Here is a 15038-nt window from a genome sequence, read left to right as displayed (position 1 = left end):
GGATCCCCGCCGACTGCACTACGCTGGGGGTCGCCCGAACCGGAAGGATGCGACGTGACGAAGGAAGCAGTCGTTCCCGACGTGGGAGAGAGTGCTTCTCCGCTGGGCCGCGCACTCGTCCTGATGGGCGATATGTGGACCGTACGCATCGTCCGCGCGATCTTCGCCGAACAGCGACGGTTCCAAGATCTGCGCGACACACTCAACATCTCCGATCCGGTGTTGTCGCGCCGGCTACGAGGACTTGTCGATGACGGCCTTCTCTACACCCGGGCCTACCAGTCGCATCCGCCGCGGCATGAGTACCTGCTGACCGAGTCGGGCATCGATCTCTGGCGGGTCATGATCGCCTTGTGGACCTGGGACCGTACCTGGGCGGGAGTGCATCACCGTGACAGCGGCCTGCGGCTTCGGCATCACGTGTGCGGTAACTCGACCCGGCCGGTCTTCGGTTGCGGACACTGCGGTGCGATCGGGCTGACGGCGCGAGATGTCCGCGGCGTCGTCGACGACCGTCTCCTGTTGGATGTCGTGGGACGCCGTTCGCGTCGATCGCCGACCATCAGCGGCCCGATCGATGCCGCCGGGGTCTTGGGAGACCGTTGGTCGACCATGATCTTGTCGGATGCGTTGATGGGGAGCCGGCGGTTCCACGAGTTCCAATCCCACCTGAAGATCTCTCCGGTCACGTTGACGCACCGACTCGAACTGTTTGTCGAGACCGGGATGCTGAGCCGCGAATCCGTCACTGCGGGTGGTCGCCGACAGGAATACCGCCTGACCCCCAAGGGCATCGACTTCTTCTCGGTCACCGCGACGATCAACAGCTGGGCCGCGCGATGGCTCGCCGAAGACGGGCAGTCGGGATTGTCGCTGACCCACACGGCGTGCGGGTCAGAACTCGAACCTCAGTTCACATGCAACAGCTGCAACGGAGTGCTCGCCCGCCGGGAGATCAGCTTCACGGAAGCGGCCCAGTGACACCGTCGGTGCCCGTCTGGACTGCCTCGATCGCATGGCCTCGCAGTGGTTCGTGGCAGGCGCTGCACGCCAGGATCACGTGAAGCTCTGACCCGCACGTCGAGTGGTGCATGATGAGGGCGGGACCGTCCGGTGCGTGGAACCAGCGATGACCCCACTGGATCACGAGCAGGACGACCGGCAAGAAGGCAAGACCCTTGGGTGTCAGCCGGTACTCCATCCAGTCGGCCCGTTCGGCCGTCGGAACTTGTTGGAGGACGCCGAGGTCCGCGAACACGCTGAGGCGGTCGGCGATGATCGTCGGCGACGCCGACAACCGCTTCTGGAAGTCGTTGAATCGGGTCACGCCGAGGAAGGCCGCACCCAAGATCGCGATCGACCAACGATTGCCGATCAGTTCCATCGTCTCGTTGATGACTTCGGTCGGTCGCTTGTCATTGCGGGATCGCTGGCGGCGAGCTGTGGTCTGCAGATTGCGGGACCAGTCACCGCTGGGACCCACCTTGCCGTCGACCTCACGCCAGCGGATGCCGGCGCGGCATGAATCGCAGGTCAGGACCGGATCGGTGAACTGGCCGCATGTCGTGTGCCGCATCCGGGGCAGGTCGGCGGCCTCGTCGACCCACGTGCGCTCCCAGGCCCACATCGAGATCAGGATCGGCCAGACCTGACGGCCGCGCGCTGACAGCAGATATTCGTAGCGGACCGGTCGATCGCTGTAGCGGTTCTTGGTCAGCACACCGGCGTCGACGAGGGCGGCGAGCCGGGTCGTCAAGGCGGTGCCCGGGATGGGTCCGAGCTTGAGCCAGTCGGTGTAGTGGGACGCGCCGCGAAGTGCCATACGGATGATCCACAGGGACCATTCGTCGGCCAGGACGCCATTGGCTACCGCTATCGCATTCGGGCCGTCAGGCTCCAGGGCGGTGACGTCTTCCCCGCCCGAGGAGGCTCGTTCGTCAACGGTGGTCATGGCACATCCCTATCAGTTCCAGGGGGCGAGTCGGACCCGGAGGGGTTGCTCGGACGAGTCGGACCAGTCCGTTGACCGGTTCTTCGGGATGGGGTATAACTTAGTCACGTTGCTAACTATAGTGATCGGCGTCACCCCCCGCAACCGGGCGGTGTGACAGGGAAATTCGAGTAAGGACAGGAGGGGCAGAGGTGCTGGAGATATCCAATCTGGTCATGCGCTTCGGTGGCGTGACGGCACTGGATCGGGTCGGCTTCACCGTGGCTGACAACGAGATTTGCGGTTTGATCGGCCCCAACGGAGCAGGCAAGACGTCGCTCTTCAACTGCATCACGAGGATCTACCGTCCTGAGGAAGGGACGATCCGTTTCGGCGGCGATGACTTGCTGTCATTGCGTCGTCATCAGGTCGTGCGTCGCGGCATCGTGCGCACGTTCCAGAACCTCGCGCTGTTCCCCTCGCTCTCGGTTCTGGAGAACACCGTCATCGGTGCGCACAGCGTCAACACCCCGCGACTCATCCCGTCGATGATCAGCTGGCCGACAAGCCGCTCGGCCCAGCGCCGCATCGAGGGCGAGGCATGGGAGTTGCTCGAACGACTCGATCTGACCGACGTCGCGTTCCATCCCGCAGCCGGTCTGCCGTTCGGCACGCTCAAGCGCGTCGAACTGGCCCGGGCACTGATCAGCCGTCCGTCGCTGCTGCTGCTCGACGAGCCGGCCGGCGGACTCACCCACTCCGAGGTCAACGAACTCGGCGAGCTGATCGTCGGACTCAAGAAGGACTTCGGTTTCAGCGCCTTGTTGGTCGAGCACCACATGGGACTCGTGATGGGCATCTCCGATCACATCGTTGCCATGGACTTCGGCCGCACGATCGCCGACGGATCGCCGGCTGAGGTCCAACGCGACCCCGCGGTGGCCGAGGCCTACCTGGGGAAGAGCGCATGAGCCAAACACCACTTTTGGAAGTCCGCGGACTGCGGGCCGGCTACGGACAGATCAACGTCCTGCACGATATCGACCTCGAAGTCGGGGCGGGCGAGGTCGTCGTCGTACTCGGGGCCAATGGCGCCGGCAAGTCGACGCTGATGGCCGCGATCTCGGGGCTCATCCCGCACTCGGGGGAGATCCTGGTCGACGGCAAGTCCGTCGGCAATCCGCGCCCCGACGAGATGCTCAAGCACGGAATCAGCCTGGTGCCGCAGGGCCGCGGCACGTTGACCGCACTGAGCGTCCTCGACAACCTGCGCGTCGGCGGCACCAACTTGACCGACAAGAAGCAGGTCGACGAAGAGATCGACCGTTGGTTCGCGATCTACCCGCGACTGGCCGAGCGCAAGGACCAGATCGCCGGGACCCTGTCTGGTGGTGAGCAGCAGATGCTGGCCATCGCCCGGGCGCTCATGAGCCGTCCGCGCATGTTGCTGTGCGATGAGATCAGTCTCGGCCTGGCGCCGCTGATCATCCAGGAGCTCTTCGAAACGCTCGGCCGGGTCAGCGCCGAGTCTGGTACGGCACTGCTGCTGGTCGAGCAGAACGCCGAACTCGCGCTCGATCTCGCGTCGCGGGTCTACCTGTTGGAGGTCGGCGCCGTCGCCTCGTCCGGGACGGCCGCGTCGTTCCGAGACAACAACAACATCCGCCAAGCGTACCTAGGCTATTAGGACTCAATCGATGGACATATTCCTGTCTCGACTCTTCTCCGGCATGACGTCGGGGTCGATCTATGTGCTGATCGCACTCGCATTGGTGATCGTCTTTCGCAGTTCGTCGACGATCAACTTCGCTCAAGGAGAGTTCGCCCTCTTCACGACCTACGTCGCTTGGTGGCTCACCGAACGCGGTCTCAACATCTGGCTCGTGCTGCTGCCGGTCATCGCCCTCGGCTTCATCATGGGCGCGCTTGCCGAGCGCTTCTTGATCCGGCCGGTGCGAAAACGCGATGAGACCGCGATCCTGATCGTCGCATTGGGCCTGTTCACCGGGCTCAACGGACTCGACGGCTGGATCTGGGGCTCGGACGAGAAAGTGTTCCCGACGATGTTCCCGTCAGGTGAGGACTCCTATGTCTCGGTCTTCGGGGCTCGTCTGCACTATGACTCGATGCTGGTGTGGCTCGTCACGATCGGCGTCGTCGTCGGTATGACGCTGCTGTTCAAGCGCACGAGCCTCGGCCTGGAGATGCGGGCGGTCGCGACCAATCCGCAGTCCGCCTCGTTGTGCGGCATCAAGGTCGGCCGCATCCTGACCGTGAGCTGGGGGCTCTCGGCGGCGATCGGCTCACTGGCTGGCGTGATGTTGGTGCCGACGATTCCGCCGGGACAACTCAATCTGTCCTCGATGTTCCACATCTTGATCTTCGCGTCGGCCGCTGCCCTCCTGGGCGGCCTCGACAGCATCAAGGGTGCTGTCGTCGGCGGCCTGATCATGGGTATCGGTCTGGCGATGATCAACGGCTACATGACGTTCATCGGCGGCTCGTTCTCACTGACGTTCGCCCTCATCCTGATCGTCGCAGTACTGACGGTCAAGCCCACCGGACTATTTGGAACGCGCCGATTGGAGCGAGTGTGAGCACCGACATGCCGGACACGAAGACCATCCGACGGGGCGGCCGCGCGCACACCGGAATGCTGATCGGTGGCGCGGTCCTCGCGGTGCTGGTCATCTTGTGGGGCAGCCAGCTGGATCCGTTCAATCAGGGCCAGCTGACCCGTGTCGCGATCTTCGCGATCGCGATCGCAGGACTCAACGTCGCCACAGGCTACATCGGACTGCTCTCGGTCGGTCACTCGGCGTTCTTCGGGCTGGGCGCCTACACAACCGGCGTGCTGGTCGTGAAGTACGAATGGGATCCGCTCGCGACGATTCCCGCGGCGCTGCTTCTGTGCTTCGTCGTCGGACTCCTGGTAGGTCTGCCGGCGCTACGGATTCGCGGTCTGTACCTCGCGATGGTGACCCTGGCGTTCGGTGTGGCCTTCCCCGAGATCATCGCTCATTTCGATGATCTGACCGGCGGTGCCGAAGGCATGACGATCCGCCGCCAGCAGTTGCGACCGCCGGAGTGGTCGGGCTTCACGCTCGGCGAGCGGACCCAGTGGCTCTACTGGCTGTGCGTCGTCGTCTTGTTGCTGACGATGCTCGTGATCCACAACATCGTGCGCAGCCGCTACGGCAGGGCCATGATCGCGGTGCGGGAGAACGAGATCGCCGCCGCCTCGTCGGGTATCAACATCGCGGTCATGAAGACGACGGCGTTCGGCGTCTCGGGTGCCATCACCGGTGTCGGCGGAAGTCTCTTCGCGATGTACATCGGCAGCCTGTTCGCCGAAGGATCGTTCACGCTATTGGCCGGCATCACGCTGTTGATCGGTCTGGTCATCGGCGGCGAGGCGACTCGTCTCGGCCCGTTGCTCGGAGCGCTGGCGGTCGTCTACGTGCCGTACTACACCGCTGACATCGGCCAAGGGCAGTCATCGGCCGTGTTGTTCGCCGTCGTCTTGATCTTCGTGATCTTCGTGGCGCCGGCCGGAATCGTCGGGGGAATCACCAAGGCAGTGCGCAAGGTGCTGGTCGTCACGCCTGCCATTCCGCAGAAGCCAGAAGGGGCCGCCAGCAAGCACTAGACGACCAGTTCATCTCGCACCGATCACGAACACTTATGAAAGGCACATCATGAAAATCACTCAGGCATCCGGGGTCCGTCGCCTCGCCATCCCGCTCGCGATGGCTGCTGCGCTCACGCTCAGCGCGTGCGGCGGCGGCAGCGACTCGAAGGATTCGGCCGAGACCTCGTCGGATCCGTCGAAGTTCAGCATCAACCTCGATGACTGCAACGACCCCGAATCGGTGACTGCGCCGATCGAGGGAACATTCGACATCGGTTACAGCGCGCCCCTCTCGGGCCCGGTCGCCGGAGCCGTCGAGCTGGCGACTGCCGGTTACGACGCACGCATCGCCGCAGAGAATGCCAAGGGCGGCGTCGACGGCGTCAAGATCAAGGTCACGTACAAGGACGACGCCTACCAGCCCGACAAGGCCAAGGCCAACGGCACCGAGCTCATCGAGAGCCTGAAGGTCGACGCCCTCGCGACGTTCGGCACCGGCCCGCTGGCCGCGATGGTCGATGACCAGAACGCTGCCTGCGTGCCGATGCTCTACCCGAGCTCGTCAACCGCTGACTTCGTCGACGTCGAGCAGTTCCCGTGGACCACGACGATCCTGCCGTTGGCCAAGAACGAAGCGAAGTTCCTCGTCAACCTGATCGAGACTCGCTTCCCTGACGGCGTCAAGATCGGCATTGCCGAGAACCAGACCGCATCGGGCAAGGTGCAGAGTGAGGCATTCCAGGCAGCGGTCAAGGACGCCGGACTGGAGATCACCAAGATCGTCTCGGACGCCGACCCGGTCGCTGCTGCGACGACGCTGAAGTCCGAAGGTGTCGAAGCCGTCTACCACGGCGGCGTCACCGGAACGTGTGGAGCATTCGATACGGCCCGCGGCCGCGTCGGCTACGAGCCCAAGCTGGTGCTGAAGCCGTCCAACTGCGTCAACGCGGTCGAGTACATTGCGGCGGGCAAGGCTGCTGACGGCGTCGAGCTCGGTGCCTTCGGCAAGGATCCCAGCGCTCCGGAGAACAAGGACGATGCCGGCGTGCAGGAATACCTCAAGCAGATGGCCAAGGTTCCGGCCGAGGTTACCTCCAACGCCGTCGCGGTTTCAGGTTGGACGCAGGCTGACCTGGTCATCAACACGCTCAAGCAGGCTGCCGCGTCGGAGGACGGGCTGACCCGCCTCAGTGTCATGGAGGCTGCTCGCGAACAGGACTACGCCTCGCCGATGCTGATCAACGGCATCAAGTGGTTCAGCCAGCCTGATCTGCTGACCGGAATCGACGGCTTCCGCCCCATCAAGTGGGTTGCCGCCGACAAGGCATTCGTCCCCGCGGGCGACGTCATCAGCATCCGCCCGTAGGCCGACGCCAAGATGTCGGCGGTTTTGGGTCGACCCGGACTCCGGGAAGACCTAAAACCGCCGACATATTGGTCAGTTGACCTGGCGGTCGTGGTCTTTCCAGAACTCCTGGCGGAGTTTGAATTTTTGTAGCTTGCCGGTGGCTGTGCGCGCGAGTTCCGTGCGGAATTCGATTCTCTTGGGGCATTTGTAGCCGGCCAGGTGGGTTCTGCAGTGTGCGATGAGCGCTGCCTGGTCGACGGTCTCTTCGTCGGGGTCGAGCACGACGAGCGCCGTGATCAGCTCACCCCACTTCTCGTCGGGGATGCCGATGACGGCAACCTCCTTGACCGAGGCGTGCGACATCAGGGCGTCCTCGACCTCGATCGAGGAGACGTTCTCGCCGCCGGTGATGATGACGTCCTTCTTGCGGTCGGCGATGACGATGTAGCCGTCCTCGAACGTGCCGCCGTCGCCGGTGTGGAACCAGTTGTCGGCCTGAGCGTCGGCCGTCGCTTCGGGGTTCTCCCAATATGACTCGAGCGCGTGATTGCTCTGCGCCAGCACCTCGCCCTGGTCGTCGACCTTGATCCGCACGCCGATCGCCGGGGCGCCGGCGCGGTTGAGGTTGACGGCCTGCTGATGGGGCGTCAGGTCTTCCCACTCCGCGCGCATCCGGCTCATCGTGAGCAGCGGTGCGGTCTCGGTGAGGCCGTAGATCTGGATGAACTCCCAGCCCAGCTCCTCGCGGACCCGCTCGATCGTGCGAGTGGGCGGGGGAGCGCCGGCCACGATGATCCGGACGCGATCGCGTCCCGGAATCTCGCCGTCCCAGGTCTTGGCCGCATCGAGCACCGACGCGACGACCGCAGGTGCCGCACACATCACGGTCACACCGTGTTCCTCGACGCGTCGCAGAATCTCGGCGCCGTCGATCTGCCGGATCACGACATGTTTGCCGCCGACACCGGTCATGATGAACGGCCAGCCCCAGCCATTGGCGTGGAACATCGGCAGGGTGTGCAGGTAGACGTCACGGTCGGACGCCGATGCGTGCAGCGCGAACACCGTCGCATTGAGCCAGTTGTTGCGGTGGGTCAGCTGGACGCCCTTGGGACGTGCGGTCGTCCCCGACGTGTAGTTGATCGTCGCGGTCGCCGACTCGTCGGCTTCCCAGGGCTGCGGCTCCGCCGTCGAGCCCCAGATCTTGTCGTCGTCCTCGCCGAGGACGAATGAGCGTTGGCACTCGACCTCGTCGATCAGATGGCGCAGCTCGGGGTCGACGATCAGCACCTCGGCTCCGGAGTGCTCCACGATGTAGCGGATCTCGGCTACTGCCAGTCGGAAGTTGACCGGGACCAGAACCCGACCCCATCCGGAGACGCCGAAGAACGACGTCAACAGCCGGGCAGAGTTGTGCGACACGATCGCGACCCGGCCACCTACGGGTACGCCCATCTCGTCGAGCGTGGCGGCTTGGGCGCGGGCGCGACGACCCAGTTCGGCGTACGTGATCTCGCCCCACGAATCGGCGGGCTGCGTCGGCTCGTCGACGATTGCGACACGATCGGGATAGACCGTGACAGCACGATCGAGGAAGTCCATGACGGTCAGGGGGTAGAACAAGGCAACCTCCGGTGGTGGGCACGACGTGCAGCAATTATTACCTGGTGTGCGGTTGCTCAAGGGTTGCGGACTCGCCGCATTCTTGGCCGGACTCGATCCGCGCCGTCCCGGCCCAGTTGCACAACTCGAGGACGAAATCAACCCGTTGCGGCTCTCTCAGGAACTTGCTAACTTGAGGCGCCGCGTAATTGAAACGTTTCAATTCTGTTATCGAATATTCATCTACGACGCGGCTCCGTCCTTCGAACCGAGGAGTAGTCATGGCTGTCGAGTTTCGGGATCGTCACCCGCTGGGCCGGTTGCTCATGACCATCCGACGTCTCGCCGGTATCGCTCGGACCGGCGTCGTCGCGATGATCTTCCTGGCGCTCAGCGTCGGAACTCTGGTCAGCGTGGCCATCTCCGCTCCCGCGCAGGCGGCGCCGCCTCGGGTCTGTGGATCGGCCTTGAACAGTGGCACCGGGAAGGTCGTGCTGCTCAACCTGCCCGCGAACGGATCCTCCGGCGAAGACTCCTACTCATCGGGCTACCTCGCGCCTGCCAAAGCCTCGGAGTGGACCAACTACTCATTCGAGGGCGATGCCACGACGCCGAACACCCTCGCAGTGTCGTTCCGCCAGAGCGGCAACAACGGGCCGTCGCTGCAGCTTTCCAGCGGACAGAACTCACTCGGTCCGCTGCGCCTCAACAACGGCGGTTGGGCTGCCGACGGCAACATCGCGTTGCCGGCCGGCACATTGACCCCCGGCGCACCGTTCCACTTCAAGATTGACGTGAGTGGCCAGCAAGTGACGGTCACGATCGACGGCACTCAGGTCGCGCAGTACACCCGTCCGTGGCTCCCCGCCGCCGGAACCATCGGGATCCGCGTCTCCGGTGCAGAGACCGGAACGCTCGACAACCTCGTGGTTCGCCAGCTCGACACCGGCAAGTATCTCTACGCCGACGACTTCGAGGACCGGACGACCGGTGCAGCCGGTGCGATCGCGGCGGGTTACGCGGGCCTCGAGATCGTCGAGACCTGCACCGTCCCGGATTCACCGAACGACGCCTACTGGATCTGGACGCAGGACGCCTCCTCGGTCAACAACTGGGCGGCGTTCCGCAAGACGTTCACGGTCGACGACGTGGCAGCACTGCCCGCGAAGGTCAATGCCCGCATCGCCGCCGAGACCAAATACTGGTTGTACGTCAACCAAGAACTCGTGGTCTTCGAAGGCAGCGTCAAGCGTGGCCCGAACCGTACTGACTCCTATGTCGACAATGTCGACATCCGGCCCTACCTGAAAGACGGTGAGAACACCGTCGCCGTCCTCGCGGTCTCCTATGGCCGCGGCGGGTACGCAGGCCCCTACTCGGGCAAGGCCGGGCTGTTCTTCGAGGCCGACGACATCGATCTGCGCTCGAACGACACCTGGAAGGCCCTGAAGCTCGACTCGTACGGTTCGATGTCGGTCGACACGAACTACCGTCTCGCCGAGCCGAACATCAAGTACGACGCGCGTAACGAATCGGCTGGATGGGCTGACTGGAAGAACGCCGACTTCGCCGACGGACAATGGCCCGCCGCGGTCACCTCCGGCAACGAGGGAAGCTCGCCGTGGAACCTCCTGGTCGACCGGCCGATCCCGCTACTGAAGTACGACAAGGACTTCACGACGTTCGCGGTCGACGATCCCAAGGTCAAGACGAAATCGACGGGCGGTGTCACGACCTACGAAGTACGGATGCCCGTCAATCACCAGCTCACTCCGTACGTGAAGCTCGGCGCGAACACCGAAGCCGGTAAGACCGTCGGCCTGAAGACCGACCACGCCACGGTGAAGGGTTCGGGAACCGAGCAGGCAGTCCAGGCCGAGTACGTCACCAAGGCCGGTGCGCAGGACTATGAGTCCCTCGTCTGGATGAACGGCGACAAACTGTTCATCACCGCTCCGGAGGGCGTCGAGGTCGAGAAGTTCGGCTACCGCCTGTCGGGCTATGCGACGGAGTTCGACGGTTCGTTCAACTCCGACGACGAGTACATGAACAAGCTCTGGACCATGGCGCGCGACACCCTCTACGTCACGATGCGCGACTCCTATATGGACTGCCCCGATCGTGAGCGGTCGCAGTGGTGGGGCGATGCGGTCAACGAGTTCGAGGAGGCGTTCTACGCCCTCGATCCGTCCGCAACGGATCTGGCCCGCAAGGGCATCGACAATCTGATGGGCTTTCGCAACGGCGACCTGATCCCCACGCAGGCACCGGCGGCGTCATTCTCAGAACTCCCCGCCCAGTCGCTGGCCGGCGTCATGAGCTTTTGGATGTTCTACGAGTACTCCGGCGACAAGACCGCGCTCGACGCGACCTACGAGCCGTCCGTGGCCTACCTGCGCACGTACAACATGGCCGCCGACGGTCTGCTCGCGCACGATCACGGTGGAACCTGGCACTGGCACGACTGGGGCAGCAACGAAGACGGCCGCCTGATCGACACACTTTGGTACTACATCGCGCTGAAATCGACGATCAAATCGGCCAAGGCTCTCGGAACGTCTGACGACGGTGCCGACGTGGTCTGGATGCAGAAGCGTGTCGACTCGATCAAGGACAACATCGAGAAGTTGTGGGTCGAGGGCAAGGGCTACTACGAGTCGACCGGTGACGGACGTGCGGATGACCGCGCGAACGCGCTGGCGGTGTACGCCGGACTGGCCGATACCGATCACTACGAGCAGATCCGTGACGTGCTGGTCAACATCAAGAAGTCCAGCCCGTACATGGACAAATACGCGCTTGAGGCGCTGTACCTCATGGGCTACCCCGATGACGCCATGGCGCGCATGAAGGACCGCTACGCGCCGATGGTCAATGATCCGGACCACTCGACGCTGTGGGAGTTCTTCGCGGGCCCCGAGCAGGACGCAGCCGGCACATTCAATCACGCCTGGACAGGTGGGCCGCTGACGATGATGAGCCGGTATGCGGCCGGAATCCAGCAGCTCAAGCCCGGCTTCTCGGAGTTCGCGGTCCGCCCGCAGCTCGGCTCCATGAAGAGCATCGAGGCCAAGGTGCACAGCGCCAACGGCAAGATCAAGGTCGACATCGACGCCAAGGATGCAACCGTCTTCAAGCTCAACGCGACGGTTCCCGCGAGCGCGATCGCCCAGGTGCACCTGCCGACCGCCGTGCTGGACGACGTCAAGGAGTCAGGTTCGCCGTTGACCGAGTCGTCGCCCGGCGTGCTGGGTGTGACGGTCGACGAGGCCGCTGGCGAGACGATCGTGCGCGTCGAGGCGGGTAGCTACTCCTTCGCGGTGGCAGCTCCGCCCGCGGAGGTCACGCTACCCAAGGCCGGACAGGTCGGCCCCGGCGAGAGCGTCAAGGGTTCCGTCAAGGTCAAGAACACCGGAACTGCGGCGATTGACACCATCTCGGCTGACGTCAAGGTTCCGGGTCTCACCGACACCATGACGCTCAAGGGCGGTCCGGTGGCCGTCGGCGAGACGACCGAACTGCCGTTCACTGTCGACGTCCCCCAGGGCATGCGCAACGGATCGACGTTCGACGCGCAGGCCGACGTCACGGTCTCCTACGGCGAGCTGCAGCGCAGTTTCGAGGTACCGGTCACGGGCTATCTGCGTGTGGCAGCCGACGTGTCGATCGAGTCGGTCTCCCTCGGTGAACGCGCCGGCGACTACCCGAAGACAGGGGAGTGGACGGCGACCGCGAAGGTCCGCAATAACGGACCGACGCCCGTGACAGGCCAGGTCGTCGCGAAATCGGTCGACGGGGTTCTGGAGGCGGGTGCGCCGTCCAAGCTCGTGACGATTCCGGCGGGCGGCTCGCTCGATGTGCCGGTCAAGGTTCACGGCGGCGGCAAATACTGGATGCCGATCATGCAGTCGGTGACCGTCACGTTCGTCGACCGTGGTTCCGTCCTCGCGACGGCGACGAGCGGCACCCGCATCAAGTGGTACGGCCCCAAGGGGCAGAGCTGGAAGACCACGGGGGCGAATGCCGTTGCGGACGCCACCGACTTCGTCGACTTCGGCGATGGCGGCACGGGTTCGACCGGAAACGCTGTGGGTAACGTCAAGCCGGGTCCGACCGAGGTCGCGCACAACCTGAAGTGGAACTACCGGTCGACGATCCCGGTCGGCGGCACTAACACCGAGGGCGGCCTGACCAGACGGTTCACCTGGGCGCGCGATGGCAGCTGGTTCAGCGCCGATGTCGCTGTGACATCGGGCGAGCCGTTTGTACTCAGCTTGCGGGAGACAGCGGACACCTCGGCACCGGTGACCCTCCCGGTCGTCCAGTCCAGGCCCAAGCAGTACAAGATCCTGGTCGACGATGTCGTCGTCCGGCAGGTCAAATATCTGATGCCGAATGAGGGGGTCGTCGGCGACACATTGTCGAACTACCAGGTGCGCGTCGATGATCCTGCGGCACTCGACGCCGACAACGACGGCAAGGTGACGGTCAAGTTCCGCTATGACGGCGGAGACGACGCGATGTATGACCCGTCGTTGACCGATCTGTGGGTTTCCGAGGCGACCGATCCTGCGACCGACGACGCCGCACCGACGGTTTCGGCCGCTCCGGCAGACTCGACGGTCTACGGCAACAACGGTTGGATCACGGAGGCGACGACCTTGATCGTCAAGGCGGTCGACAATGTCGACGCTTCGCCCTCGATCGAGGTAGCGCTCGATGACGCTGAGAGTGCCCCCTACGCCGAACCTGTTCCGGTCGACTCCGACGGAACGCACGACCTGAAGTACTCGGCAACGGACGCTTCGTCCAACAAGTCGGAGCAGCAGACGCTGACGGTCAAGATCGACAAGACCAAGCCGGTTCCGGCATTCGGTTCCTGGCCGACCGGAGTGATTCGTGACGGTGAGGTTCCGGCCGAGCCCGCGTGCGAAGGAACGGACACGACATCCGGTGTCGCATCGTGTGTCCAGACGGGCTACTCCAAGTCGGTAGGCGCGCACACGATCACGCAGACCGTGGTCGACAAGGCCGGCAACCGGGCCAGCGCGACGCTGAGCTACGTGGTCGTGGCGGTCGACAAGACAGCACTGGGACTGGCTCTGCTCGAGTCATCGGCTCTGGACGCCGCGGAGTACACCACTTCGACGTGGAACGCGCTGCAGTCAGTGGTCGACGGGGCGCAGGAGGCCTTCGACAATGAGGGCTTCTCGCAGGCTGCGGTCGACGCTGCGGTGGTGGCGGTCAATGACGCGGTGGACGCCTTGGACAAGCGCGGTGATCCGGCGGCCTTCAACACGCTGATCGCTGCTGCCGATGCTCTGTCCGGCAAGTTGGACGGCTTCACGGATGCCTCCGCGGACGCGCTGCGCACGGCTCTGGCTGAGGCGAAGGCGGTCGATGTGACCGACCGGACACAGGCTCAATTGGAGACTGCGACCGCAGATCTGCAGACGGCTCTGAATGGACTGACGGTCAAGCCCGCGACGGTCGACAAGGCCGTGCTGCAACACGTCTACGACGAGGCGAAGGCGCTGTCGAACTCTGATGACCGATTCACCGAAGCTTCGTGGACCAAGTTGAAGAACGAGCTGATCGACGCCGAGGCCGTTTTGGATGACCAATCAGCCACACAGGCACAGATCGACGCGGCTCTGACGGATCTGACGTCGGCGGTGACGGGTCTGGAAGCGGCACCGGCCGCGCCGAACACCGTCGTGCTTCACGATCTCGTCGCCACGACGTCGAAGCTGTCGAACTCCGGCGGCAAGTACACGAAAGACTCGTGGGCTCGTCTGCAGACCGAGATCGCTGACGCGAACAAGGTGCTGAACAACGCTTCGGCGACACAGGCGCAGATCGATCAGGCGACGATCGACCTGTACACGGCATGGGCGGCGCTGGTCCCGGCAAGGCCTGTGACCCCGGTGGTGTCGAGGGTCAAGCTGAACCAGTCGCAGCTGCGCCTGGTCAAGGGCAGGTCGATCCGGTTGGAAGATGGTGTCTACTTCTCCGACGGACGGTCGGTGTTCTCCGGCGCGACGTCGTGGAGGTCGTCGAACCGCAAGGTTGCGGCGGTGAGCTCGAATGGACTCGTCAAGGCGAAGAAGTCGGGAACCGTGAGGATCACCGTCACCTCGGCGCGCCCCGGAAAGTCGGGCAAGAAGGTGTCGACCAGCATCAAGGTCACGGTCGTCAAGTCCAAGCCGAAGTCGAAGGTCACCAAGGTCAGCGCCTCGGTGCCGAAATCGATCAAGCTCGGCCAGAGCGTCTACATCACCGGCAAGTACAGCTCGTCGAAGGCGACCGGCGTCAAGGTGACCTACCGGTCGTCCTCGTCAGGCGTTGCGACGATCGATGTGGCCGGCCGGATCGTGGCCAAGAAGAAGGGCACGGTGAAGATCACCGTGAAGGCGGGTGGAAAGTCCAAGACCTACACGGTCTCGGTCCGGTAGCCCCGCCCCGCCGCCCTCCCGCGAGAGCGGTGCGCTGGCGTCCACCGAGCACGGATTCTTGGACGCCAGCGC

General features: G+C 64.2%; 9 protein-coding genes. 7 read left to right on the top strand and 2 right to left on the bottom strand.

What is annotated here, in order from left to right; all coding sequences use genetic code 11:
• Positions 1 to 54: 54 nt before the first annotated feature.
• On the top strand, positions 55 to 981 hold the full coding sequence (locus ACXJKC_RS06735; protein ID WP_456695917.1) for a winged helix-turn-helix transcriptional regulator: 927 nt from the start codon (positions 55 to 57) through the stop codon (positions 979 to 981).
• Here the strand turns inward: ACXJKC_RS06735 and ACXJKC_RS06730 are convergent.
• A complete protein-coding gene (locus ACXJKC_RS06730; RefSeq protein WP_456695916.1) occupies positions 962 to 1951 on the bottom strand; it encodes a winged helix-turn-helix transcriptional regulator in 990 nt (329 codons plus the stop codon). The two genes, ACXJKC_RS06735 and ACXJKC_RS06730, sit on opposite strands and share 20 nt — an antisense overlap.
• A gap of 191 nt (positions 1952 to 2142) precedes the next feature.
• Between ACXJKC_RS06730 and ACXJKC_RS06725 the strand changes: the two genes are divergently transcribed.
• Genes ACXJKC_RS06725 through ACXJKC_RS06705 form a run of 5 tightly spaced genes read left to right on the top strand, consistent with a single transcriptional unit; the run spans position 2143 to position 6927 of the window.
• Positions 2143 to 2901 carry an ABC transporter ATP-binding protein gene (locus tag ACXJKC_RS06725; RefSeq protein ID WP_456695915.1) on the top strand — a complete coding sequence of 253 codons (759 nt, stop codon included), beginning with the start codon at positions 2143 to 2145 and terminating at the stop codon, positions 2899 to 2901.
• A complete protein-coding gene (locus ACXJKC_RS06720; RefSeq protein WP_456695914.1) occupies positions 2898 to 3617 on the top strand; it encodes an ABC transporter ATP-binding protein in 720 nt (239 codons plus the stop codon). The genes ACXJKC_RS06725 and ACXJKC_RS06720 overlap by 4 nt, the downstream gene beginning before the upstream one ends.
• A gap of 10 nt (positions 3618 to 3627) precedes the next feature.
• Positions 3628 to 4527 carry a branched-chain amino acid ABC transporter permease gene (locus ACXJKC_RS06715; protein WP_456695913.1) on the top strand — a complete coding sequence of 300 codons (900 nt, stop codon included), beginning with the start codon at positions 3628 to 3630 and terminating at the stop codon, positions 4525 to 4527.
• Entirely contained in the window at positions 4524 to 5579 is a 1056-nt protein-coding gene (locus ACXJKC_RS06710; RefSeq protein WP_456695912.1) for a branched-chain amino acid ABC transporter permease, read from the top strand. Before ACXJKC_RS06715 ends, ACXJKC_RS06710 begins: the two co-directional genes overlap by 4 nt.
• A 49-nt stretch (positions 5580 to 5628) precedes the next feature.
• A complete protein-coding gene (locus tag ACXJKC_RS06705; RefSeq protein WP_456695911.1) occupies positions 5629 to 6927 on the top strand; it encodes an ABC transporter substrate-binding protein in 1299 nt (432 codons plus the stop codon).
• 72 nt (positions 6928 to 6999) lie between these two features.
• On the opposite strand, the gene ACXJKC_RS06700 is transcribed toward ACXJKC_RS06705, so the two are convergent.
• Positions 7000 to 8532 carry an AMP-binding protein gene (locus ACXJKC_RS06700; protein WP_456695910.1) on the bottom strand — a complete coding sequence of 511 codons (1533 nt, stop codon included), beginning with the start codon at positions 8530 to 8532 and terminating at the stop codon, positions 7000 to 7002.
• Positions 8533 to 8792: 260 nt separating this feature from the next.
• Between ACXJKC_RS06700 and ACXJKC_RS06695 the strand changes: the two genes are divergently transcribed.
• Positions 8793 to 14966: an alpha-L-rhamnosidase-related protein gene (locus ACXJKC_RS06695; protein ID WP_456695909.1), complete on the top strand. Its 6174-nt coding sequence runs from the start codon at positions 8793 to 8795 to the stop codon at positions 14964 to 14966.
• Positions 14967 to 15038: the final 72 nt, after the last annotated feature.

This window comes from Aeromicrobium sp. P5_D10 (genome assembly GCF_054049535.1).
The sequence above is the reverse complement of the archived record's forward strand: the minus strand, read 5'-3'. Positions and strand labels throughout refer to the sequence as shown.